Here is a 26,172-nt window from a genome sequence, read left to right on the forward strand (position 1 = left end):
ATGCTCCCCAAACTATCCTCAATTGCCGCCTTGCTAGAGTTCGAACTATTTAGAAAATGAGTTTGTATCTAGAGAATTAATTTGTCGTCGTCATATTTCGAGCTCTAGCTGTGTTGACCTCTTTCGGCTATTTGGGTCACATACTGGTGTATGCTCCCCAAACTATCCTCAATTGCCGCCTAGCGGCAACATGAATGGTTTAGAAAATAACAGTAAGCTAGAAAATGACTCGGATTTTCAATGATGACCCGCAGAGCTCAAGCTATCGCTAAGTCATTTCTTACTAAATCATATCGAATTGATTCCAATCTAATAATATGCATATTTCCCTGTGAAATCATTGACCCTGGGATTTTGTTCACCGCTGCTAAGTAAATTCGAAATCCCTGCCTGCTTCATACCTTGTTTGCAATTGTGAGATTGTATATAGATCTATCTGCTACAGATCCTTTAATGAAAATGACCTCAATTAAAATCAATCTATTGATTGCTAATAAACTGAATAAAGTTGATAGCGGTTGGGTTGCTAATAATGTTTCTTCCTCAAGTTTTCAGTCATTAAATAGTACTGGCACTTGGAGTGCAATGATGTGGGACTCAGGTAATAAAGTTGGTCATTGGGTTGTTGTTAAAGGCGTAGACAATGTAGGTAACGTAATAGTCAATGATCCATTTAAAGGAACCTGGTACACAATGAAAGTTAACGAATTTAAGGATGCATGGAATGGACATAGTGTCTACAAACCATAATATATTTTTATTATCAATAGATTATGATGATAAAACGAAAATTATTAACTATGGTTTTAGTTTCAATAATGAAGCTAAATTTTTCATGGCAAGTATACTTGAGACTAAAGGAATAAAAGGTATAAGTTATACCGATGAACTCGATAAGTTAATAATGTCCATAATGCCATATCAACCTAAAATATCTAAAATTTTAAGTGAAATAACTTGGGATTACATCGAAGGTGGAAATATATCTCTGCCAGTTAATTTAATTTAAAATATGGTTCTACGCTAGAATCCTAGAACAATTTAAACTTAAATGGGAACTGTTGCATAATTCATTATTAAAATTTTGTAACAGTTCCCTATTATCTATTGTGGCCAGTATAATTATTGCGGGTTCACTTGAAGGGTTTGATATTGCGTTATATGGCAAAGTCACTGACCCAGCCAAAGTGACCTTACCAAAACTCAGTGACGGGAATTGGACTCAAGTCGCGCAACGAGTAGCAGGGCAAAGTGCTATCAGCTCAACCATCGGAACCGCTATTCAAGGCGGGAGTTTCAGTGAAAACTTTAAAACAGCCTTACTCAGTAATGTAGCAGGGCAAATTCAAGCTGAAGGCGCTAATTTGATAGGGGATAAGTTTCAGTATTTATATGTGGATAAGCAGGGAAATATTCTAGGACATACAGGGAAAGCGCTAAGTCATGCGGGGTTGGCTGCGCTAAGTGCAGAAATTAGTGGTGGTAATGTAAAAGGTGCCGCAGTTGGCGCATTAGCCGCTGAATTGGCAGCGGTATCTCTTGATAACAAAAACACAAATAATTTAGAGGCTAATACACAGAAAATTAAAGTTCTAGGGGCTATTACAGGGGCTATTGTAACTGGAGAATCGAATGGCGCGCACAGCGCTGCAGGTGCTGCTGAGAATGTCTTTCTTTATAACCATTATTTGCATAATTTCAATGGTGCAGCTGGTGATAAGTACTTTGGTGGTGCATTTTCGTTGGAAAAAGCACTTGCAAGTGATAGCAGTTTGACTGATCAGGAAAAGCAAAAAATAAGATCCCAATATTTAAAAGGGAATGGTAAAGAAGATCCTGTAAAGGCTATTTTAGAAATTTTGCCAGTATCTGATACCATGATGGCACTAATGCAAGCTAAAGATACCAAAGATTATGCAGCTGCATTATTGACATCATTACCAGCAGAACGTGCATTTGTCGTTTTGGGAAAATTAGCCAAAGTCACGAAAGTTAATAATGTTTTCTTTTCTAAAATACCGATTAAAACCCCCGAAGGTATAAGTATCAATGTTGATCTACCAATACATTTAGCGACGATGGATAAGTTTACTCAAAGAGCGGGAGTTTCCGGTGCCCATAATGCAGATGCCTTTTATGGTGAGGTTAGAGAAAAAGGTTTACAGATTGCCAGTGAAACGGCAACAGGTGTGAAAGGTATTACTCAAATTGAATATAAGATACCAACAAAAGATGCAGCAGGAAAATTAACTGGTAATTATAAAGGTAATGGTGCGATACCATTTAAAAAAACAGTCTATGATCCGAAAGTTTATACAGACCAAAAAATATTAGATTTAGGGCAACAGGCTGCAGCAAATGGATATAAGGATGCTTATAGTAAAGGGATTGCAATCTTATAACGCTGAAGCAGGTGGGGTTACCTTTAGAGTTTATTTGGACCCAAAAACTAAAGGTGTTAGTAACTTTCATCCTCAATAGGAATAATTTATATGAATGAGTCTTTTGATGAATTAAATAATTTATTGTTTGGGTTGCCTTATAATTATGAGGATAAAAACAATTGTGATCATCAAGATTGGGTCATCAAAACTTATTTTGATCGAATGTATAATGATCACTGTTTCTTAGCTGTTATAGACTACATGGTTCAAAAGATAGGCTATAGTACTGATGGTGCATATTGTCATTTTGCTTGTGAGTATGATGGATTTTTAGATAATATGATTTTTAATGAGGGTGTGTTTTTTGCAATAGGCTATCCTCCCGAAAAAGAAGATGAAATAGTCGTTAGCGAAGAAACTTGCTTCCACTATGTCAAATTAGCTTGTGAAGAATATTTAAAAGTTCATCCTGAAGATTTAGCTAGCGTAAGTAATTTACTATCAAAAATGCAAATGTAATAAAATAGAATTCTGTCGTATCAATTAATAGATAATTGAATGAATATGGGCGGCTATGATTTAGCCGCCAGTGTATTTTCATCTACATATTTCGAGATAATAATTCGATGATGAACTACTTACCCAGCAAGTGTAAGAAGTGAATATGTTTTTCATATTGGTCGAGAATATCGTGGATGATCTGCTCTTTTGCCCAGCCCATCACATCGTAGTCTTGCCCACCTTCTTTTAAGTGAATTTCGGCGCGGTAATAACGTTGTTCTTCACTCTTTTCGTCATCACTTTCTGTGCCCATACCTGCTAAGGCAAAAGATGGCTGAATATAATAACGGAGGCGAACTTCGTAGAAAAAGTTCATATCGTCGCCTAAATCCACTTCAAAACCGATTCGGTCATCTTTGTCTGTATGAATATGGCAAACTGTGCCTTGCTTCGCTAATTCCTCAGAAACCATCTCCATTGACGGCTTAACGGACTCCTCCATAAAGCGCTTCACATGGGCACGCTTAGGGAAGTAGACAATATTACGTAAGCGGCGTTGCCATGGGATTGGGTTACGGCTTGCCGTAGGTGCAATGGTGGCTAATTGTTGGCTATCCCGTTTATAGGCATCCACTCGCAGCGCTTTAAATAACCCATAAATAGAGGCAAGCAAGACCATTGCAAACGGCAAGGCACTGGCAATGGTTAACGTTTGCAGCGCTTGTAAGCCACCCGCCAGTAACATGGTAATAGCCACGACGCCCATTAATCCAGCCCAGAAAATACGTTGCCAAATTGGGGTATTAGAGTCACCGCCAGAAGCCAATGTATCGACCACCATCGCCCCTGAGTCCGCCGAGGTGACAAAGAACACCACCACCATCAACATGGCAAAAAATGACAGTACTGAAGAGAATGGGAAATAATTTAGGAACTCAAACAGAGCAAGGGAGACATCCGATTGCACGGTTTCGGCAAGCTTTACTGCCCCTTGATTTTTGATAAGATCAATGGCGGTATTACCGAAGAACGTCATCCACATCAATGTGAATCCAGCAGGCACGAATAGCACGCCCATAACAAACTCACGGATAGTACGGCCACGGGAAATTCGGGCGATAAACATCCCCACAAACGGTGACCATGATAACCACCAACCCCAATACAGTAACGTCCAGCCACCTAACCAATCGCTTGATTTAGGTTCATAAGCGTACAAATTAAAGGTTTTGGTCACAATCTCAGAAAGATAACCGCCCGTATTTTCTACAAACGATTTTAATAACAGAACAGTCGGCCCCAGTATCACAATCAGCAGTAGCAGCAAGAACGCAAGGCCTAGATTGAGTTCTGATAAAATGCGAATGCCTTTATCCAACCCAGATACCACAGAAAGCGTTGCCAGTGCGGTAAAGGTGACAATTAACCCAACTTGTACCATCTCATTTACTGGCAAGCCAAATAAGTGATTTAAGCCTGCATTGACCTGTAATACACCAAAGCCTAATGAAGTGGCGACACCAAACACCGTACCAACAACGGCAAAGATATCAACGGCATGACCAATAGGGCCATAGATACGTTCACCGATAATAGGGTACAGAGCAGAGCGTAAGGTCAATGGTAACCCGTGGCGATAGCTAAAAAACGCTAAAATTAAGGCCACAATGGCGTAAATTGCCCAAGCGTGTAACCCCCAGTGGAAGAAGGTCAAACGCATAGCTTCTTTTGCGGCTTCAATAGTTTGTGGCTCACCGACTGGCGGGTTGAGGTAATGCATCACGGGTTCAGCGACTCCGAAGAACATCAAACCAATCCCCATGCCTGCGGAGAACAGCATGGCAAACCACGATACGTAACTAAAATTTGGCTGCGCGTGGTCTGGCCCCAGTTTTATTTGCCCATAACGGGAGAGTCCCAGATAAGTCACACTCAGTAGAATGATGGCTACAGCAAGGATGTAGAACCAACTGGCGTTGTTAAACAAGTTTTGTTGAAGATGACTTAGATGAGATTCTGCGACTTTTGGCATCAACGCGGCAAAACCAACAATAACCAAAATAATAATGGCAGAGCTATAAAACACAGGGGGACTAATTTTAGAACGAACTTTTTTAGAATCAGTATCAATTTGACTCATAACAACCTTCTTTTGTTTTATTTTATTTTTGGCATACCAAGAGTGAGAACGGTATGCAACGACCTGTCCTTCTTAATGAAACAATGGATAATTGCGAAAATATTCCCTAAGGGAACGTAATAGAAAGAACAATAAAAACGCGTTATACGTGGTGTTGTTAGCAGTGAAAACTGCCGAAAAAAATCATAAGTGTCGAGTCTTTGCCACCTTGGTAAGTTAAAAAATAGGCGGTTATACTGCCATGATATGGGTGAATGATCAACAATAGGGGGAAATAAGATTGGTTAAGGGGATGGGATATCATGTTAATTATCAAATTATTAATTATTAAGAATGATAAATTTACATGTTTTACCAATAAGTTAAGGAAGATAGGTGAAAGTCACTATGAACTTGCTGTAAAGTTCGGATTAGTTGATGAGAAAAGCGTATTATCTCAATTGGCTATCCTTACTCCCACGCCGATTGTAACCACTAAATGTGGCTTGTTTTTTGTCTAGTTCAGATTGGCATTTTAGACAGAGTTTCACGCCTAATACAGCTAAACGGCGCGCTTCAGGAATGGGTTCTCCACATTCCTCACAAAATTCGGCACTTTCACCTGAAGGCAACTGGCCACGTGCTTTCGCAATCGCGTCATCGAGCGTGGCATCAATCTGTTCCTGTACTGCATCTTCATTTGCCCAGCCGTTAGCCATAGCACACCTCTAGTTGGTTAATAATTGACCCAATATTAATATAGAGGCGAGAAAATCAATTTCAAGGGCAGAGTTAACGGTTTAAAGATAAGCCCATAAAAATATGATCCATGCCCTCTTCATCGTACATTTCCCCTTCGGTTTGATAACCTAAGCTTTGGTAGAATGAGATAGCAGTGTGTTGGGCAGAGAGGCCGATTTTTTGATACTGGTTTGCAGTGCCATATTGCTGGACAAACTTCATCATTTCACGACCTAAGCCTTTACCACGGTGCACTTTTTGCACCGCAACACGACCTACTTTGATCAACCCATTATCTAACAATACACAACGCAAAACTGCTGCAGGCTGCTGATTTAAATATAAAACCACATGCAGTGCTGCATCATCATACTCATCAATATCGATTTCAGCAGGGAATCCCTGTTCTTGGGTAAAGACTTGCTGGCGTAGGTCAAAGGCATCTGCGACTAATGCAGGGTTTGCATGGCCAAGGCTGTGTTTGATTTCCATGGTGAGTCCTAGTGTTGACGTCATAAAATGAAAGAAGGTTTACTATATAACGAGATAGCCGTCGGAACAGGTAGGTTTTGGTGCTCTTTAGTATGGGAATAGATAAAACAGGCAAATGCAGGCGAAAAAACCTGCATTTGGAGGCGTGATTCAGTGCGATTACAGCGTTTTACACTCGCATTTTTTTAAACATTACTTGTTCTCTGTTTTGGCATCATTTTCAGCTTTGATGGATTCTGTTTTCTCTTTCACATCAGTTGCAATTTCATCCGCTTTATTAATAGCATCAGTTTTAACTTCTTGGCTAAGATCAGAAGCATTTTGTTTCAGCTCCTCAGCTTTATTTTTTGTCTCTTCAGCAAGTTCATTGGCTTTTTGTTCACCATCAGCTTTGAGTTGCTGAGCTTTTTCTTCAGCCTGCTTAACAGTATCGCTGGGTTTAGATGAATCATCACAGCCTGTTATGACAGTAAATAGACCGACAAAAAATAATGAAGCGATGATTTTCTTATTCATAAATATGTCCTTAGAATCAAATGAGTTTAAAACCATTTTTCAGCATTGATATTTATGCTTATGTTTTAATATAGCTGGTTTTGAGATTTTTATAAAATCAATAGGTGAATTTTTGAAATATTAAAAGGATAATTGGTTGTTTGATATCATTAATGACAACCTTGTGCGGAATGTACGTGGTTTTTAATGACTCGTGAAGTCATTACATCTAAAGGTGCGTAAACAGGCTAAACTGATTGCACAAGCACAAGAAGTAAAAATGTTTTGAATTAGATAAATATAAAGGTAGCAATATGACGTACTATTATTCGTTTATCATTTTAAAGTTCATTATTGGTTTCGCTATCGTTATTACCCATATGAATTTGTCTGGAAAAACACAGCTCTCTCAAATGACACCAATTGATTTTATTGGTAATTTTGTCTTAGGGGGAATTATCGGAGGGGTGATCTACAGTGATACAATACCACTGTATCAATATATAACGATCTTAATAATCGGTGTTTTATTTATTAGCTCTTTGAATTTATTAACGAAGAAAGTGAATTTTTTCCGTAATGTCGCGATTGGCAACCCAATACCAATTATTAAAAAGGGGCAATTCATTATGGAAAATATATTAAAGAAAAAAAATAAAATAGATATCATCAATATCTCATCGCGCATTCATGCCCAAGGTATTCATTCATTTCAGGAAATTTACTATGCACAAATTGAGCCTGACGGGCAGCTAACCATCATTTGTGATGAAAAAAATATGCCTTCGGTGATTTTAATGAAAGATGGTGTGATAAGAGCCAGTGAGTTGGAATCGATAGAAAGGGATGAAGCTTGGTTAAAACAACAGATTGAATCTCAAGGTATTGAATCGCTCGATGATATTTTTTTAGCGGAGTTCTGGCGTGGTGAAGTCAGTTTTATTTTGCAAGATGGCAAAATAAACCGCGAAGGTACACATGAACTAAAAAGCATTGCTTAAGATAGGCAAGTAGATGAAATGCAATGCACTTCACCTACTTGTGATGACATTATTTCTTCAAATCATCATAAAGCATGATTGAGGATTTATTATCAGGGTCGCCGATGTAACGAGGCTGAGGCTTAAACTCTGTGCTAAACAGGCTCTTTTCTGGTTCATAACCTGTGTAGTTAAAGCCGGCTAAGTCAGACCATGCATAGATGAAATCCATCGTGCTGAATGGGCGGGTTGTTTTATCATTTAAATCAAATTGATGGGTACTTAACCATTCAGGTGATTGCCAAACAAGGAATGGCACATTGTAGATAACCTTACTTGGTTTACCTTCACTACGGCCTAACATTTCATGTGGTGGCGTATCATAGACGTCTTCTCCGTGGTCAGAGAAAAAGACTAAGAAGCCATTTTCTTTAGAAGAATCAAAATCTTTAATTAAGGTCGATACCACATAATCATTATAATGCTGTGCATTATCATAGGCATTGTAGTCGTTGACTTGGTCATCTTTTAGGTTCGCAGGCACAAGGCTATCTCTTTGTGTAAACACCGCTTTATCTTCTGGGTAGCGGAATTCATAACGCATATGTGTGCCTAGCAGGTGTACAACGATAAATTTCTTTTCCGCAGGGTCAGCAAGTGCTTCTTTAAAAGGGGAGAATACCACGTCATCATAGATACGTGAACTCTGAGCCATATCATTATTGAGGTAATACTGCTTATCCGTTTGGCGAGAGAAGGCCGTCAGTAAGGTATTTCGCTCAGTCATGGTTTGCTGATTGGTGATCCAGAACGTCTTAAAGCCCGCTTGCTTCATCATATTCATGATAGAAGGGCGAGAGTTAAACAGTTCAGGCTCTGTCTGGGTGGCAAACGTCAGAATTTGTTGTAGCGCTTCAATGGTATATGGACGTGGCGTTACCACATCATTAAATACCGATAAGTTAGCAGGGTAGTCTTTTGCAAGTTCTGCTAATTCTGGCGTCGTTGGGCGCTGATAACCATACAAACTCATTCTATCGCGGCTGGTGGACTCACCAATCACTAAGACGAAAGTTCGTGGTGTGTTGCCATTAGCATCCACAAAGTTCGCAAGTGGTGGAATTTTGCTGTTATCGCGGATCAGTTCCTCCATATTGGCTAACTGATTTTTATAGAGGAAGTAACCACTAACAAACTGCCATGGTGCTGCGTAAGCCAGTTTACTATTTACATAAGAAGCGACATTCGCTAGGGGTCTATCTTGTTTGATGCCTTTGTTGTAATACGGCACACCAAACAAAATGATCAATATTAGCAAGGAAATAACAACGTTACCCTTTTTGGGGATATAAACGGGTTTTAGGCGTGACCATAAGAAAATAGCCACTAAGGTGTAGGCAAGAATGACGCCGACAACTTTAAAACTAAAGTATTGTTTGAGGAATTCCCCAGCTTCATTGGTATTGGTTTCAAACATCACAAACATAACGCTCTGTGAGATTTGGTGGCCATAAACCACAAAGTAAGCCAGGGCAACCACAGAAGATAGCCACAAGATAACCCCAATTACGCCTGCAATAAGCTTAATTTTCCGAGGGAAAAGTAGCGCGGGGATTAGCCATAAAGAGCTATACAGCAGTGAATCCCTTAACCCGATACTGTTACTTTGGCCTGTGACGACCACATAAAGCTGTAATAACGATGAGAAATACCAAAAGTAGATTAATAGCCAGAACAGTGATAACCAGCTAAATCTCTCTGTGCGTGTAGTGTTAAGCATAGTGTTTTTAAACTCTTATTTTCTTTAATCGCTAAGTAATATTGAAAAATAATTGAGAAATCGGTGTTTAGATTTACAGGTCAAACTTAAGTTCAAAATAGTTTGGCCTTGATCATCAATGTTTAAGTATTCTTTAATGTTTTGTTTTTACAGCAAAATGGAAGTGAGATTAACCCATTTTAGCCCATCACCGAATGAGGTGACTTTCAATTATAGACGATGTTTTATCATTCATAATCTAAATGCCCCGATAACGAATGACGATTTGTTATTGGGCAAACGGAATTGATATTATCTTTTGTTATATTTATGGTATATAAAAAGTTTTAATGCTTTGCTGAAAAAGGATGAAAGTCAGTCATGTTAGATAACGCGTTTGTGGCTTTTTTGAAATCATCCTTAACGATCAGGATAGTACTTTCTATTTTGATTATTATTGATGGCTCGATGATTTTAAAACCTGTTTTAAGTGCTTATACGGACTACATTGACTGGCGTGAAAATGGTTTTACCGAGTGGTTGAAATCATTAGGGTTTATGAAATTATTGGATATTCCTCGTTTTTTACTTGGCATTTCACTCATTTTCCTTTCCTTCTTTATGTTAAATGGCGCACGTATCGCGTGGATTTTTTCTCTATTTTTATTAGGGATCATTTCATTTGTTGATTTACGATTAGCACAAGAAAATATTCACCAAGGTTATTTTTCTTTGGCTTTATTTGTTGCATTGGGGTTATTTTGGAAGCTTTACCATCATCACAGCTTAACCAGTGCGGGGTTTGTGGCAATTACCTGTATTATTTCATTATTGTTATACTCCATTTTCGGTACTCTCTATATTGGTAATGAGTTCCTACCTGTCGTGAAAGATGGTACAACGGCCTTCTATTTCGCGCTGGTGTGCATGACGACAGTTGGGTTTGGCGACATTGTGCCCGTAACGTTAGATGCGCGGGTATTTACCGTGACTGTCATTATTCTAGGTATTACCATTTTCACCACTTCAGTCGTGTATGTTGTTGGCGTATTGGCAAAAGGCACAAAAGAAATTGTGCGTAAGAGGTTTTCATATATGAAAAATCATTATGTGGTGATTGGTAGTACGCCAATGGCGGTCAATGTGTACCAAGGATTAAAAAAACGCGAGCTACCTGTAGCCGTTATTTGTCAAGAGAATCACCGCAGCCATTACCCTGAAAAAGATAATATTGTCACAGGTGATCCAACCAGTTCTGAGTTACTTGCTGCTGCCAATGTCAAACATGCAAAGTGTGTGTTGATCATGACTGACAGTGACTCACTTAGTACATTTGCTTTGTTAGGTGTAAGGGAGTTAGCGGGCAGCGATAGCACAGTAAAAACTGTTGTATTGATCAATCAAGAAAGCAATATGGATAAAATCCGTTTGCTTAAACCCGACATGTTATTTTCTCTATCCACTTTAGGCTCTGAAGTTTTGATGCAAGTGCTTTGCGGTGAAGCAATATCGAGTGACTCCATCAGTGATATGCTGTTGAACAAAATTGCCAAATCTTAGAATAAAAAACAGGAAATCAACGGCATGCTAAGTGCACAACAAGTCAGTTGCCACCGTCAAAATCGCATTTTATTTCAACAGCTCGATTTTACCGTTCAACCGAGTGAAATTTTGCAGGTTGAAGGGCCTAATGGCGCGGGAAAAACCACGCTTTTACGAATGATGGCTGGGCTACTTAAGCCTGATGAGGGCGAGGTATGTTGGCAAAATCAACCGATTGACAAACTAAAAGAAGAATTTACTCGCCATTTGCTGTATTTAGGCCACAAACCTGCTGTTAAATCGTTACTCACGCCGTATGAAAACCTCAAATTTTATCATCAAATGCACCATAAAGGGCCTGAAGGGGATAGCATATGGCAGGCTTTAGAGGAAGTTTCGTTGATTGGCTTTGAAGATATTCCTGTGAATCAGCTTTCTGCGGGGCAGCAGCGCCGTGTGAACTTAGCACGCTTGTGGTTAAGTGAAGCACCATTGTGGATCCTAGACGAGCCTTTTACCGCAATTGATGTGGCAGGGGTTGAACGGTTAACGAAGCGTTTTCATCAACATGCGAATCTTGGGGGGATTATTTTGTTTACCTCTCATCAGGCGATGTCAGGGCAATTTGGCTCATTAAAACTGACAGGCGGGGCTGAATAATGTTTTGGTTATTAATTAAACGAGAATTGAAAATTGCCTTTCGCAGTTTTTCTGAATTAGTTAACCCACTGTGGTTTTTCTTGATTGTCATTACGCTTTTTCCGCTGAGTATCGGGCCAGAGCCACAGCTATTATCACGTATTTCTGTAGGGGTTTTTTGGGTTGCTGCAATTTTATCGTCTTTACTTTCTTTAGAGCGTTTATTTAAAGATGATTACCTTGATGGCTCCCTTGAGCAGTTATTGTTGGCGCCTCATCCCTTGTTTATCACTGTTTTTGCAAAAGTGATTGCACACTGGTTAGTGACGGGGTTACCGCTGATTTTATTGTCACCCATCGCTGCATTGATGTTGTCATTTAATAGCGATACCCTAATGGTATTAGCGGGAACATTACTACTGGGAACGCCTGTTTTAAGCTTTATTGGCGCGATAGGTGCAGCATTGACGGTGTCATTAAAAAAAGGCGGCGTGTTAGTTAGTTTGCTGGTATTGCCTTTATATATTCCCGTGTTGATTTATGCGACAGGTACCATGGAAGCGCACAGTTTCAAAATGCCATTAGATGGCTATTTTGCCATTCTCGCTGCATTATTTGCTGCAAGTATTACTTTCTCCCCTTTAGCGATTGCAGCAGCGTTGAAAATCAATATTAGCAATAGCTAAAAATCACATCATTTATCTTTAAATAAGGGTGAATTATTGCCCTTATTGGCCTTTCTTAGTTATTTTCACTTGTTAAGCTTTAGTTCACAATAAAATCTAAATTAATAAGATAATTTTACTCATTTTTTGGGTGAATATTAGTTATCTTTTGTTTTTTTAGCGTAATAGCATAGTGAAAATAATTTTTATGCCAAGCTAATAAGGTTTAGTAGTGAACTTAACGTCATTTTAAAAAGCGAGTTTTTCTATTGTTTTTTTAATGAAAAACTTTTTTACATTTTAATAATTCATTTAAATCAATTCATTAAATAAAACACTGCATGGTGTAATAAAAATGCAGTGGCTAGTCCGATTGTAATTTAAGTTAAGTTGTGTAAAGTTGCGTATATTGACTTAACTCAAATCATAGTGATTAATAAAAATAATGTTTTTAAAGCGTAATTTTATCTATGGATCAATTTTATTTACCTTTTGTTTCCCTACCGTCGCAAAAGCCTCATTATTGAAGCCTGATAATACAGATAACTTATTTAATCGGCAGACACAGCAGCAGCAAGCGCAACAGCAACAGTTTGAAGCGAAGGCACCTGATGTCAGCTTGCTTACACCTATTGCAAAAACACAATTGCAATTCCCTGAAGAAACCCCCTGTTTTGTGATTGGACAAGTTGAAATCACAGGGCAAGAAGGGTTACCTCATTGGGTTCCTGTACAACGTTTAGCCAATCAGGCGGTTGGGCATTGTATTGGTATTGATGGCATCAATCTTTTAATTACCGATGTACAGAATCGTTTGATCAGTCATGGCTGGATCACTTCACGAGTGTTGGTACCTGAACAAGATTTATCTACGGGCACACTTAAATTGGTTGTGCTACCTGGTAAGGTACAAAAAGTTCTCTTTACTGATAACTCATCCAAATACAGCACGTTATATACCGCGATGCCTGCGCATTCAGGAAATTTATTAGATTTGCGTGATATTGAGCAAGGCCTCGAAAATTTACAACGCTTACCAACAGTACAAGCCTCAATGGAAATGATCCCTGGGGATGGGCCTGGTGAAACGCAAATTGTGATTAATCGGCAACAATCACGCTATTGGCATGCGAGCGCATGGGCCGATAACACAGGGTCAAAAAGTACGGGTAAAAACCAAGCAGGTATCATGCTTGCCTTGGATAATCCTACCTCTCTGAGCGATCTTTTCTACATTACTGCAACCCGTGACTTGAGCTTTTCAAGTAGCAAGGATACGACCAACTACAGTGCTCACTATTCTGTTCCTTTTGGTTATTGGCAATTTGCGACCACGGCGAGTGATTATGAATATACACAAACAATTGCTGGTATGAATGACGATATTCAATATCGTGGAAAAAGTAAGAGCTTAAACTTGCAGCTCAGTAATGTGTTATATCGTGATGCAATGGCAAAAACGACGGCAACGTACGATGTTAATTTACGTGAAACACGTAACTTTGTTCGTGATACTGAAATTGAAAACCAAAAGCGACGTACTACCTCTTGGAAACTGGGGCTCAACCATCGCCAATATATCGGGCAGTCAACGATTACTGCTGGCGCAAGCTATCAACATGGAACGCGTTGGTTTGGTGCGATGCCTGCTTTTGAAGAAACTAACGATCCCAATTCAAGGGAATATGCCACCGCACTGGCAAAAGTGATGCAATTTTCAGCCTCCGCAAGTATTCCTTTTCGTGTTTCAGACCAGCAACTGCGTTTTGAAACTCAATATTTACGCCAAATTAGTGACAGACAGCTAACTCCTCAAGATCAATTCAGTATCGGTAACCGCTGGACGGTTCGCGGCTTTGATGGGGAACGAACTCTCAGTGCAGACCAAGGGTGGACGCTAAGAAATACCCTTTCATGGGTAACACCGATCCCGAACCAAGAGCTCTATCTTGGGGCTGACTATGGGGAAATTGGCGGGCACGGTACATACCGTAATCTTGGCAATCACCTAGCGGGGGGCGCGATTGGTCTGAGGGGCGCAATTAGTGCGGCTAACCTCAGCTACGACCTCTCTATTGGTACGCCATTCTCTAAACCTGACGGATTTAAAACGGATCCAGCGACGTTTGCATTTTCTGTTAATTGGAATTATTAAGGTATTTTAGGATGAATAAGTTATTTTACCGCTTAATTTTTAATGCAGCGCGCCAAATGGTGATGGTCGTTGCGGACATTACTCGCAGTCATCAAGCAGGGCCTGCGTGCCAAACAGAAAATCGCGTTGAAAAAACAGCAAATAGCCGAATTCGTTGGTCAATTAGACCCATTGTTACCAGTCTTTGGTTGACGTTAGGTATGGTGAGCATTAGCGCCTTTGCATCGAACATTAAAGCGGATGGTAGTGCGCCTGGCAATCAGCAACCGACGATTGTGAATACCCAAAATGGGTTACCTCAAGTGAATATTCAAGCGCCTAATCGTGATGGCGTTTCACGTAACCAATACAGCCAATTTGATGTTGATAACAAAGGGGCAATCCTGAATAACAGCCGCCACGACGTCAACACTCAACTGGGGGGAATGATCCAAGGTAATGAGTGGTTGGCAAAGGGTGAGGCGAAAATCATCTTAAATGAGGTCAATAGCCGCGATCCGAGTCAATTAAACGGTTTTATCGAAGTTGCAGGGAAAAAGGCCGATGTGATCATCGCTAATCCAGCAGGGATCACCTGTAATGGTTGTGGGTTTATCAATGCAGACAAAGCTTTGCTATCGGCAGGCAAAACTTTGATTGAAAATGGCAAAATCAAAGGGTTTGAAGTCGATAAAGGCAGTATCAATATTGTCGGTAAGGGGTATAACGGTAATGGCACCAACTATACGGCGTTAATCGCCCGTTCAGTCAATATTAATGCCAAATTGCACGCTAAAGACTTAGCTATTACCACAGGGAAAAATACGGTTGCAGCGGATGGGAAAACCATTCTCAAAACGGATAATTCCACAACAGATGATAAACCTGAATTTGCTTTAGATGTTGCTGCATTGGGGGGGATGTACGCCAATACCATCAAAATGCGTGGAACAGAAAATGGCGTGGGTGTACGAAATGCAGGGCATATTGGGGCAGAAGCTGGGGATATCACTTTGTCAGCGAATGGTAAAGTGGGGAACTCGGGGGTGATCACGGCAAGTCAAAACATTGCCATTGACAGCCAACAATCAATTCATAACCAAGGTACTGTTTTAGCTCAGCAAAATGTGAAGCTCAATGCAAAACAGGCAATTACCAATACCGATAAAGGCCAAATGGTTGCTGGACGTGATGCGGCCTTAAATGCCGCACAAATCAACAGTGATAAAACAGCCTTGCTCGCTGCCGGGGTCGACAGCAAAGGAAAATTAACCACGGCGGGCTCTTTAACGGTTAAAGGTGATAAAAACGTTACACTTCAAGGTGATATTGTCGCTAAAGAATCGTTAACAGCGACAGGGAGTGAACTCGACCTTTCGTTCTCAAATACCCAAGCCCAAAACATCACACTGACATCGACAATAAAAGATATTCGCACCAAAGAAGCGCATTTACAGGCAACGGATAAAGCCACATTAACGGCAAAAACAGGGATTGATAACCAAAAAGGGGAGATTGTTGCCAAAGACTTGTTGTTAGTTGCCCCTGAATTTATCCATAACCAACAAGGTAAATTGGTCCAAACAGGCAATTCGAAAAACGCATTACAGACCCAACTGCTTGATAACCAAAGTGGGGAAATTAACCTTGCGGGTGATACCGCAATCACCACACAGCAGTTGAATAACCAGTCTGGGCAGCTATTAAGCCGTGATGGCAAAGTGGATATTCAAAGCCAAAATGTGAACAACCAGCAAGGCACAATTTTAGCCTCTGGCAAACAAGGGCTATCCATCAAAACAGACAAGTTAGATGGACAAAAAGGGGAAATACTGACCAGTGGCGCCCTAAGCTTAGCTGGAAAATCCATGAATTTGGATAATGGGACAACTCAAGCTGAGCAAATCACCTTAAAAGCCAATGCGCTCTCTCATCGCCAAGGAAATCTACTACAAACAGGCGATAAAGCCATGACTGTGGACGTTGCGACGACCTTGGATAACCATGGGGGAAGTGTGTCATCTAAAGGTGACCTACGTATACAGACGGATAACCTTGATAATAGTGATGGTAAATTATTCACCAGTACTAACAAGCAGTTAGAGATCACAGCAACCACAAAATTGAATAATACGCAGGGTGTGATTCAAACTGACAAATATTTGGCTATTAAAGCCAATCAGCTGGTGAATACACAAGGGAAAATCAGCAGTTTATCGGGGGCTGCATTACTGACCGCAAACCAGTTGGATGGAAATAAAGGAACGATTTTTGCGCAAAAAGCCTTACGCGTTGAAAGTAAGGATATCAATTTAAATCAAGGGTTTACACAAGCCAATCACATTGCCATTTTAGCTAATAATTTTTCTCATCAAGGGGCAACGTTACTGCAAGTAGGGGAAGGGAAAACGGAACTACGTATTCAAAATCATTTGGATAATCAGCGTGGGGAAATTTCCAGCAATGGGCAAATTGAGATTTCAGCCAATGCGTTGAATAACCAAGACGGTAAAATTATTGCAGCGAAATTAGGGCAATTATCCCTAAATATTCAACAAGCATTGAATAATACTCAAGGCACATTATTAGGTAATCAAGGTATTAAACTTGCAGCAAATCGTTTGATTAACCAATCAGGTCAACTCATTGCGAGCTTTGGAGATAACCAGCTAACACTTAAGCAGTTAGAGGGCGAGAAAGGCGAAATACTTTCGAAAGGCAAACTGACTTTAACGGGAGATAATCTCAACCTTAATGACGCGATTACTCAAGCGGATAATATTCAGATAGACGGAAAAAACCTTTCTCATCAACGCGGGAAAATGCTGCAAACAGGCAGTGAAAAAGGCCAAATCAAGCTGACTCAAACCCTTGATAACCAAGCGGGTAATATCAGCAGCCAAGGTTCATTACATCTGGATATTAATAGGCTGAATAATCAACAAGGTACTGTCGTTGCCGCGAAAGTGGGGGCATTGTTTATTCATGCAAAAGACAGCGTAGATAACACAACAGGAACGCTGTTTGCTGAACATGATTTCACATTGAACGCCCTGCAACTCACTAATGCGGATGGCAAGGTGATTAGCAAGCAAGGAGACATGTTCATTGTTGCTGAAAATGTACAAGGCCAGCGCGGGGAAATCGTTACGGACGGGGAACTTGTCCTACATGGGCAAGATATTGACCTTAGTGCAGGAAATACACAAGCCAATCATATCCAACTGACAGCGAAAAACCTAAACCATCAGCAAGGGACAATGACTCAACTTGGAGAGCAACAAGGTTCACTTCTCGTTTCTCAACACCTAAATAACCAAGCGGGTAACATCAGTGGTAATGGCTCTTGGCAGATAACGGCAAATACGTTAGGAAACCAACAAGGCAAAATATTCAGCGCAAGAATGGGGGCGTTAAACCTACAAATTCAACAGGTACTGGATAATACAAGCGGCACCTTAACAGGACGCCAAGGGATATTTGTTGATGCTCAAGCGCTGATTAACCGCACAGGTAAAGTGATTGCTAGCATGGGGGATATTACCTTAAACAGCCAATCTCTTGATGGTGATAAAGGCGAGCTACTAGCTGCAAATACCTTGAATATTCAAGGTGAAAAGCTGTCATTAAACCAAGGGATTACTCAGGCAGATCAGGTTTTTCTCACGGCAAATACCCTTGAGCACCAAAATGGCAAATTATTACAAACAGGTGATAAAGCAGGGAAAATCACGCTGCAAGGGCGGTTAAACAACCAAGCAGGTGAAATTGGCAGTAATGGCAATTTTGCGATCGCAGCGGATTCCCTTGATAACCAAGATGGCCAGATTTTAACAGCAAATAATGGTCACTTATCTATTGATGTAAAAAATGAGTTAGTTAACCAAAATGGTGCTTTGGTCGGTGAAAATGGCCTGAAAATCACAGCGAGTGAATTGAATAACCAGCAGGGTAAGGTTGTCGCCCGCCATGGGAATAGCACCTTAGATATTGTGGGTCATATCAATAACCAAGCGGGACTCATTGCGGCAGAGCAAGTATTGCAGATGCGTAACCAAGCACTGCAAAACCAGCAAGGGTACATTCAGGCCAATAGCATCAATATCAATACCCAAAACCAGTTATTTGATAACACACAAGGGGTATTGTTAGCGCAACAAAAACTCACATTAAACAGCGGTAAAATTGAAAACCAGCAAGGCACCATTCAGTCAGGCAGTGACATGCTGATTGATACCCATGGTGAGCAATTACACAATACACAAAGTGATGATAATAAAGGTATTTATGCCCAGGGCGGGCTAGCGTTAACCACAGGGGAGCTCGATAACGAAAAAGGCCGTATTGTGGCAAAAGGCGAGTTAGCGCTTAATAGCCAAGCGTTAATTAACCAGCAAGGTTTGATTGGCAGTCAATCTGCTATCTCGATGAAAACTCAACAGTTGGATAACTCTGAAGGTACGATTAAGGGGCAATCTATCGACCTTGATACCCAAGGCCAACGTTTAACCAACACCGCAAAAACAGATGAGCAAGGGATTTTTGCTAGTCAAAAACTCGCATTAACGGTTGGCGAGCTGATTAACCAACAAGGTCATATTCAAGCGGGTGATATCAAGATAGACACACAGAAAAACCGTGTCGATAACTCCCAAGGGGAAATTTTAGCTAGCCATGTGTTAAGCCTGAACAGTGGGGAGTTTGATAACCAGCAAGGGCGGGTTCAAGCCGGCTTGCTGCTAGCCTTAGATACTCATGGGCAGCTTCTTAACAATAATAACACTCAAAAAAGTGGTGGGTTGCTAAGCGGTGGAGGCCTCACTCTCAACAGTGGCAAATTAACGAACCAGCAAGGGCAAATCCAAAGTGCTGGGAAAAGTGTATTAACCACTCAGGCCTTGGATAATCAGCAAGGACGAATTTATTCAGGTGACTTATTGGGTATCAATACTCAGAAAAACGATGTATTGAATCAAGGCGGTGTGTTGGCGAGTGAAGGAAAACTCACCCTAACAGCCAATGATCTGAAGAATCAACAAGGGTTCGTGCAAGGTAAAGAAGGCTTAAATGTTGATGTTAATCATATCGATAACCAAAAAGGCACACTCTTAAGCCAATCTTCAGCGAAAATTACGGCCTCTTCCCTGAATAACCGTGAAGGAACATTGCAATCACAGGGAAATAGCCACCTGACGATTATGCAAGGTCTTGATAACCAACAAGGGCAAATTTTATCAGGGGCAGATTTACAGGTTGCTAGCCAATACCTGAATAACACCAAAGGCACTCTTCAAGGGTTAAATAACGTTGAATTGGTTTTAGCACAACAGCTTGATAACCAACAAGGCTGGATTAAAGCTAATAGTAACCTGAATATCACCGCAAAGGATATTGATAACCAAAATACAGCCCAAGCAGGCCAAGGTATTGAAGGGCAAAATGTCACGCTAAAAGCGACAGAATTGAATAACCAACGTGGCGCAGTACGTGCAGGGCAAGCTATTCAGGCAAATATCGCTCAATCCTTAAATAATAACCAAGGCATGGTATCCGCAGGGTCAGATTTGACCATTACGGATAATGTGAAAGGAAAAGCCTTAACGCTGACAAACCAGCAAGGGGTCATCGTTAGCAATGGTTCTGCGAGTGTATCAGCGAACACATTAACAGGCGAAGGGAAACTTATTGCCCAAAAAGCACTGACATTCGTTATTAATCAAGCATTTGAAAATCATGGGCGTATTCAGGCGGGCGAACGCTTAACCGCTAATTTTGCCCAAGGTTTCACAAATTATGGGCTAATATCTAGCCTTGGTGAGCTTGCTTTAAGCACGACAGCTGTCATTAATCAGCTATCTGGGGAAATTAGTGGGCAAAATACGCGAATCAAGGCCAGTGGCAACATCCTCAATACTGGGCTAATTGATGGTACCTTGACCCACATAGTTGCAAAAAATCTAGATAACGTAGGCACTGGGCGTATTTATGGCGATTTCTTATCAATAGCAGCCAATGCCTTATTGAATGATAAACAAGGGGATAAATCGGCAGTTATTGCAGGGCGTAAAGAGGTTAATCTCGCAGTTTCTGAGCTGGTAAACCGCGACCACGCTTTAATTTACAGTGACGGCGATTTATCCATCGGCAATGTGCTCAATGACAAGCTACAAGCCACAGGCCATGCTAAAAGTGTGAAAAACCACAGTGCAAATATTGAAGCGGATGGCAATCTTACTCTCAAAACTTCTCTACTTGAAAACAAAGATATTCACTTAGAGCTGACTGAAAAACCAGTTGAAGTTAGCCGCGAGCACTTTGATTGGTATGATAACGGTAATGGTAAGCGCTATAAAATTCAGCCACGTAATGGTAACCAAACCCGTTATGCGATTAATGACGATGGCACGCTCAATAAGGAAGTGGGTATTCACTATGAAAAATCCAATCGCTGGCGGATGTTTGAGTATGATAATTGGACTAAATATTTTTATGAATACGATTATGACCGTGTTGTGTATGAAACGCAGGTGATTAAACGCGATACGGCATTAATCACTAGTGGTAAACACTTAACGATTGATGGGCAACAACTGAATAATGAAAATTCACGTATCGTGGCCGGCCAAAACCTGATTTTAACGGGTTATGGCTTAAATAACGAAGAGGCGCAAGGTATCCGTCGTATTGTTGAAGATGGCGACACTATTTATCGTTATAAAGGCGGTAAGAAATGGAAAACGCGCACCAGTACATCAAAATACCAAGGTATTAATAGTGAAGAAGATTTACCGCTGCATTTATTGGAAGTAAAAGAGCAAGCGGGGGGAATTAATAAAACTCACTTGGATGGCGTGAAAGTCAACCTGCTCGATGGTGCTGCGGATACCGTGTCTGAGTCGACGATAACGGATAACCAAGGGGCTTTGCTGGCGGAAGCCGCATTAAAAGACAGTCAAAATACGCCTCTTGAGCTTACAGCAGGCCAACAGGCTGAAGTAACGCAATTACCTTCGGTTTCGGCGAAAGCTGATGTGAACGATGATAAAACTGTTGGCGCGACAGCGCAGACTGGTGATGCCAATGTGGGGAATGGTGCTGATATTCAAGGCCAAACCGATGCAGGAAAAGGGCAAAATATCACGGCAGAAAAAGCGCCCCAAGGTAAAGACAACCTCGATACCGTGATCAGAACCGTTGGGCCAAACACCCAATTGCCAGATAACAGCTTGTTTAACGTAATACCAGGCACAGATAGCCAGTTCTTAATTGAAACGGACTCTCGCTTCACTAATTACAAAAAGTGGTTATCCAGCATTGATATTGTCACTAATGAGCAGCTACATAAGCGCTTAGGTGATGGCTATTATGAGCAACGCTTAGTTCGCGAACAATTGATTGAAACTACAGGGCAGCGCTTATTAGGCAACTACAATAGTGATGAAGAACAATACCGTGCGCTGCTGACGAATGGTGTTGCGTTTGGTAATCAATTTAACCTGACTCCGGGTATTGCATTATCACCAGAACAAATGGCGAACTTAACAACCGATATTGTATGGATGGTAAATAAAGAAGTCACCTTGCCAGATGGGCGTGTTGAGATGGTAAGTGTGCCGCAGGTGTATGTTCGTGCACGCCAAGGCGATCTAAACGGTAATGGTGCACTACTTGCAGGGCGCAATGTGTCTGCCAATATTACGGGTGATTTGCTAAATAGTGGTGAAATTAACAGCCGCGAATTAACAGATTTACGTGCAGAAAATATTGAAAATAGCGGGCGTATTCAAGGGAAGGATGTTCAGCTCAATGCATTGAAAGATATAAAAAATGTGGGCGGTGAAATCCGTGGTTTAGATAGCGTGTCACTCTCAGCGGGGCGCGATATTCTCAGCGAAACCGCGCAGCGTGGAGATGGACAATCACAATGGCTCGACCGCCCTGCAAGCATTTATGTCACGGGAGATAACGGTCAGCTTACCTTAAAAGCCGTGCAAGATATCAACCTGATCGCTACAGATGTTGGCAATTTAGGCGTTGATGGTAAAACCTCCATTATTGCGGGTCGGGATATTAGTTTAGAAACGCGCGATGTTAGCTCAGCGTTTGATTACACACATAATTCAAGCAATTACTATCGTGGCGCTAATAGCACAGAAGTGGGCACGCAAATCCAAACTAAAGGGGATTTAACCTTATCTGCAGGGCAAGATTTGTCTGCTCGTGCAGCGAATGTCACCAGCGGTGGCGAATTAGCCGTGAATGTGGGGCGTGATATTAACCTGACCTCTGGCGTGGAAAGCAGTGACTATGCTAAGCACACCAAACACACGGACAAAGGTTTTCTATCGAGCACAACAAAAGAAACCCATGATGAAGTCAACGAGCGTACAGCGATCAGCAGTACATTAAGTGGCGATAGCATCAAAGTGACCGCAGGTAATGACGTGAATATTCAGGGCAGCAATGTTCTGGGAACTAACGATGTTACCGTCAATGCTGGTAATCAGCTGAATGTCACCACGTCTGATGAGGCGTTACATGAAACGCACATGTCGAAGACGAAGAAATCAGGGCTGATGAGTACAGGTGGCTTGGGCTTAACTGTCGGGTCAACGTCTCAAAAAGTCACGACTGATAGTGACAGTAACTTGAAAAAAGGCAGCGTAATCGGTAGCTCCGCAGGTGATGTGACACTGGAGGCTGGTGGTTCAGCGAACATCCATGGCAGTGATGTGATCGCTGCGAAAGATATTAATATCACAGGCAGTGATGTGAATATTACGGCCGCTGAAAATAGCCGTACAGATATCACCACCGTCGAAACCAAATCCAGTGGTCTCACGGTATCATTAGGTGGTACTGCTGGTAGCATGTTAGATGGTATGGCGCAAACAGCAAAATCGGCGAAACACGAAGACGATGGCCAGTTAGCCGCCCTCAAAGGTATGAAAGCTGGCCTGCAAGGTGTTCAAGCAGAACAAGCCGGTGAGTTGGCTGGGCTGAAAAAAGGCGGTAGTGTAACAGATGCCTTTGGTGTGAATGTGTCTTATGGCAGTAGTTCATCAAAATCCACGACGAAAACGCAGCAAAATACGGCATCTGGTAGTAGCTTGAGCGCTGGGGATAATATTAACCTTACAGCCACGGGCAAAAAAGAGGGTAGTCAAGGCAACTTGGCAGTACAAGGCAGCCAGTTAACCGCAGATAAAAATATCACTTTAACGGCAAAAAATGATATTGATCTCACCAGCGCTAGCAATACGCAAACGGTGGATGGCAAGAACTCAAGCTCAGGTAGTTCCATTGGTGCGGGTATCAGCTCAGGCGGTTGGAACGTCAATGCCAGCGTCAATAAAGGCAGCGGTTTCGAAAAAGGCAATAGTGAGTTTTACACTGATACACAAGTGGATGCAGGTAAACAACTGGCCTTGAACAGCGGCAAAGATACCACATTAACGGGTGCGCAGGTTAGTGGCGAAACGGTGAAAGCCAATGTTGGCGGCGATCTAACCTTATCAAGCCAGCAAACCACCGACAAATACGACTCGAAGCAAAAAGGCGGTAGCCTGTCGGGCAGCATTGGCACAGGGTTGAATACCACGGCATCGGTGAATGTGAATAAAACCGAAATGCACAGTGATTATCAATCGGTGGATAAACAAACGGGTATCCATGCAGGCAAAGGCGGTTTTGATATCACGGTGGGCAATCATACGCAACTTGATGGTGCGGTGATTGGCAGCACGGCAGAGGCCGATAAAAACAAACTCGACACGGGCACATTGGGCTTTGGGGATATCAAAAACAAAGCCGAGTACAAAGTGGATAGCCAAAGTGGTGGGTTTAGCACGGGTGGCTCGCCATTTGAAGACCAGTTAGCGGGTAATGCGGCAGGCTCGTTATTGACCAATGTGAATAACAAAGGGAAAGACAGCAATACCACGCATGCAGCGGTGTCGGAGGGTGAAATTGTTATCCGCGATAAGGATAATCAGAAACAGGATGTTAACGAATTAAGCCGTGATGTGGAGAATGCCCACGAGAAGCTCAATACGATTTTTGACAAAGAGAAAGAGCAAAAACGGATAGAGAAAACGCAGCTAGTCGGCGAGTTAGGCAAGCAGATTACGGATATCGCGGTAACGGATGCGACCATAAAAGCGACGAAGGATGTAGATAGAGAGCACCCAGAGTTGAGTGGCAAGGAAAGAGAAGAGGCTATTCAAGCTCAAGTTAACAAATCTGAATGGGGCGTGGGGGGCGATAAACGTCGCATAGTGGAGTCGGGCACAGCGTTAATCCAAGGCTTGGTGAATGGGGATGTAAATAAAGCGGTGGCGAATGCGAGTGCACCGTATATCGCGAACTATATAGGTCAACACATCGAAGATGATAAAGCGAAAGTCGCTGCACACGGTATTGCGAATGTTGCATTAGCACTGGCAAAAGGAGAAAATGCAGGGGCGCAATCGTTAGGTGCGATGACGGCAGAAGCGGTGGGAATGCTGTCGCAAGAGCTGTATAAGAAAGATGTCAGTCAGCTAACGGAAGATGAAAAATCGACGGTGAGTGCGTTTGCGAGTCTGGCCGCGGGTATAGCGGGAGGGCTAGTTGGCGGGGATACGTCGAGTGCAGCAAATGCAGCCGAAGCAGGGAAGACCACGGTTGAGAATAACTTCTTAAGTCCAGAGGATCTATCCAAAAGAGACAAGGCACTCGAAGATCAAAAGGTAGGTAAAAACCTCAAAGAAGCCTCTCAAAATATTATCTATCTGACAGATAAAGATAATTATACTGACAAGTTACTCTATCAATATGGTCAAGGTACTTTAGATAAAGCAGGTGAAGCCGCATTGACTGAATACCTTAATGCATATGCTACACAGTTGCAGTTAAGAGGTGTGAGTGAAGCGGATGCACTCAAGGCTGTAGAGCAGATATTGAAATATCCGAGCAGTGCGACACCTGATTTATCAGCGGAATACAATAAAGCATTAGGGCAACTCAGCACGGAAGAAAGACATGCATGGCAAGCGATGATTGGCACAGATGCATTATTGGCAGGGCCGGGGCGAGCGAGTCAATTAATGAGACTGGCTTTGATTTCGGGGGGCTCATACCAGGCTGGAACAGGGATTGGTCAAATTACAGACGGGAAAATAGCTGACGGCTTAATCAATGTTGGTCTTGGTGGATTGGCGGTATCAGGTGGTTATCTAGGAAATAAAGTTACTACAGGTAAGCCGAACGGTGGAATTGTATCTCCTGAAAGTAATGTATGGCAAACAGATGCAATCGGCAATGTCATAACTAAATCTGATGGTTCATTGACTGGACATGTCACAAAAGTCACTCCACAAATGACAAAGGAAAATATTCGATCGCTTAATCGTGAAAATGAGAGCGCACAAATATTATCTAAATCAGGTTTTCATGTAGAACAAAATCCGATCGTTTCAGGAAATAAAGATCCAGACTATCGTATAAATGGTGAAATATTTGATAATTATGCTCCTAAGTCGGGTAGTGTTCGAAATATATGGTCAGAGGTAAAAGGAAAAATCGATAAGGGACAAACTAATAATGTTGTTATTAATATGTCGGATACAAAAGTCTCGGTTCCTGAATTACAGCAACAACTTACTAAGTGGCCAATAATGGGATTGGACAAAGTTATTATCATTGATAAAACTGGAAATGCTATTCGAGTTAAGTGAGGGG

The 26,172-nt window shown here is 41.6% G+C and carries 15 protein-coding genes; 10 read left to right on the top strand and 5 right to left on the bottom strand.

The window, feature by feature from the left end:
* Window positions 1-453 precede the first annotated feature (453 nt).
* The 4 genes from KDJ85_RS17725 to cdiI all read left to right on the top strand — a co-directional run bounded on the left by KDJ85_RS17725 (window position 454) and on the right by cdiI (window position 2,903).
* Window positions 454-750 carry a cysteine peptidase family C39 domain-containing protein gene (locus tag KDJ85_RS17725; protein WP_225820777.1) on the top strand — a complete coding sequence of 99 codons (297 nt, stop codon included), beginning with the start codon at window positions 454-456 and terminating at the stop codon, window positions 748-750.
* Complete coding sequence (locus KDJ85_RS17730) at window positions 725-1,009, top strand: hypothetical protein (protein WP_225820778.1); 285 nt, start codon at window positions 725-727, stop codon at window positions 1,007-1,009. Before KDJ85_RS17725 ends, KDJ85_RS17730 begins: the two co-directional genes overlap by 26 nt.
* A 52-nt stretch (window positions 1,010-1,061) precedes the next feature.
* Entirely contained in the window at window positions 1,062-2,402 is a 1,341-nt protein-coding gene (locus KDJ85_RS17735; protein ID WP_225820779.1) for a DUF637 domain-containing protein, read from the top strand.
* A 90-nt stretch (window positions 2,403-2,492) separates the two neighbouring features.
* Window positions 2,493-2,903 carry a ribonuclease toxin immunity protein CdiI gene (gene cdiI, locus KDJ85_RS17740; protein ID WP_225820780.1) on the top strand — a complete coding sequence of 137 codons (411 nt, stop codon included), beginning with the start codon at window positions 2,493-2,495 and terminating at the stop codon, window positions 2,901-2,903.
* Between the two features lie 115 nt (window positions 2,904-3,018).
* Here cdiI and KDJ85_RS17745 read toward each other — a convergent pair whose 3' ends face one another.
* From KDJ85_RS17745 to KDJ85_RS17760, 4 genes are all read right to left on the bottom strand, one after another.
* Window positions 3,019-5,025, bottom strand: a complete 2,007-nt coding sequence (locus KDJ85_RS17745) for a BCCT family transporter (protein ID WP_225820781.1) — start codon at window positions 5,023-5,025, stop codon at window positions 3,019-3,021.
* A gap of 431 nt (window positions 5,026-5,456) precedes the next feature.
* The gene (locus KDJ85_RS17750) at window positions 5,457-5,723 is read right to left on the bottom strand and encodes a DksA/TraR family C4-type zinc finger protein (RefSeq protein WP_225820782.1); all 267 of its coding nucleotides are present in this window, start codon (window positions 5,721-5,723) and stop codon (window positions 5,457-5,459) included.
* 73 nt (window positions 5,724-5,796) lie between these two features.
* Window positions 5,797-6,237: a GNAT family N-acetyltransferase gene (locus KDJ85_RS17755; RefSeq protein ID WP_225820783.1), complete on the bottom strand. Its 441-nt coding sequence runs from the start codon at window positions 6,235-6,237 to the stop codon at window positions 5,797-5,799.
* 192 nt (window positions 6,238-6,429) lie between these two features.
* Window positions 6,430-6,753, bottom strand: a complete 324-nt coding sequence (locus KDJ85_RS17760) for a hypothetical protein (RefSeq protein ID WP_206084694.1) — start codon at window positions 6,751-6,753, stop codon at window positions 6,430-6,432.
* Window positions 6,754-7,046: 293 nt separating this feature from the next.
* On the opposite strand from KDJ85_RS17760, the gene KDJ85_RS17765 reads away from it, so the two are divergent.
* A complete protein-coding gene (locus KDJ85_RS17765) occupies window positions 7,047-7,733 on the top strand; it encodes a DUF421 domain-containing protein (protein WP_225820784.1) in 687 nt (228 codons plus the stop codon).
* Window positions 7,734-7,782: 49 nt separating this feature from the next.
* Here KDJ85_RS17765 and cptA read toward each other — a convergent pair whose 3' ends face one another.
* On the bottom strand, window positions 7,783-9,492 hold the full coding sequence (cptA, locus tag KDJ85_RS17770) for a phosphoethanolamine transferase CptA (RefSeq protein ID WP_225820785.1): 1,710 nt from the start codon (window positions 9,490-9,492) through the stop codon (window positions 7,783-7,785).
* 360 nt (window positions 9,493-9,852) lie between these two features.
* Between cptA and KDJ85_RS17775 the strand changes: the two genes are divergently transcribed.
* The 5 genes from KDJ85_RS17775 to KDJ85_RS17795 all read left to right on the top strand — a co-directional run bounded on the left by KDJ85_RS17775 (window position 9,853) and on the right by KDJ85_RS17795 (window position 26,168).
* Window positions 9,853-11,031 (top strand): NAD-binding protein, encoded by a 1,179-nt coding sequence (locus tag KDJ85_RS17775; protein ID WP_225820786.1) that lies wholly within the window; start codon window positions 9,853-9,855, stop codon window positions 11,029-11,031.
* Window positions 11,032-11,055: 24 nt separating this feature from the next.
* A complete protein-coding gene (gene ccmA, locus KDJ85_RS17780) occupies window positions 11,056-11,673 on the top strand; it encodes a cytochrome c biogenesis heme-transporting ATPase CcmA (RefSeq protein ID WP_225820787.1) in 618 nt (205 codons plus the stop codon).
* Window positions 11,673-12,338: a heme exporter protein CcmB gene (gene ccmB, locus KDJ85_RS17785; RefSeq protein WP_225820788.1), complete on the top strand. Its 666-nt coding sequence runs from the start codon at window positions 11,673-11,675 to the stop codon at window positions 12,336-12,338. Before ccmA ends, ccmB begins: the two co-directional genes overlap by 1 nt.
* A gap of 424 nt (window positions 12,339-12,762) precedes the next feature.
* A complete protein-coding gene (locus KDJ85_RS17790; protein WP_225820789.1) occupies window positions 12,763-14,472 on the top strand; it encodes a ShlB/FhaC/HecB family hemolysin secretion/activation protein in 1,710 nt (569 codons plus the stop codon).
* A gap of 11 nt (window positions 14,473-14,483) precedes the next feature.
* Window positions 14,484-26,168, top strand: coding sequence for a hemagglutinin repeat-containing protein (locus KDJ85_RS17795; protein ID WP_225820790.1), 11,685 nt, complete (start codon window positions 14,484-14,486; stop codon window positions 26,166-26,168).
* Window positions 26,169-26,172: the final 4 nt, after the last annotated feature.

This window comes from Providencia vermicola (genome assembly GCF_020381325.1).
GTDB lineage: Bacteria > Pseudomonadota > Gammaproteobacteria > Enterobacterales > Enterobacteriaceae > Providencia > Providencia vermicola.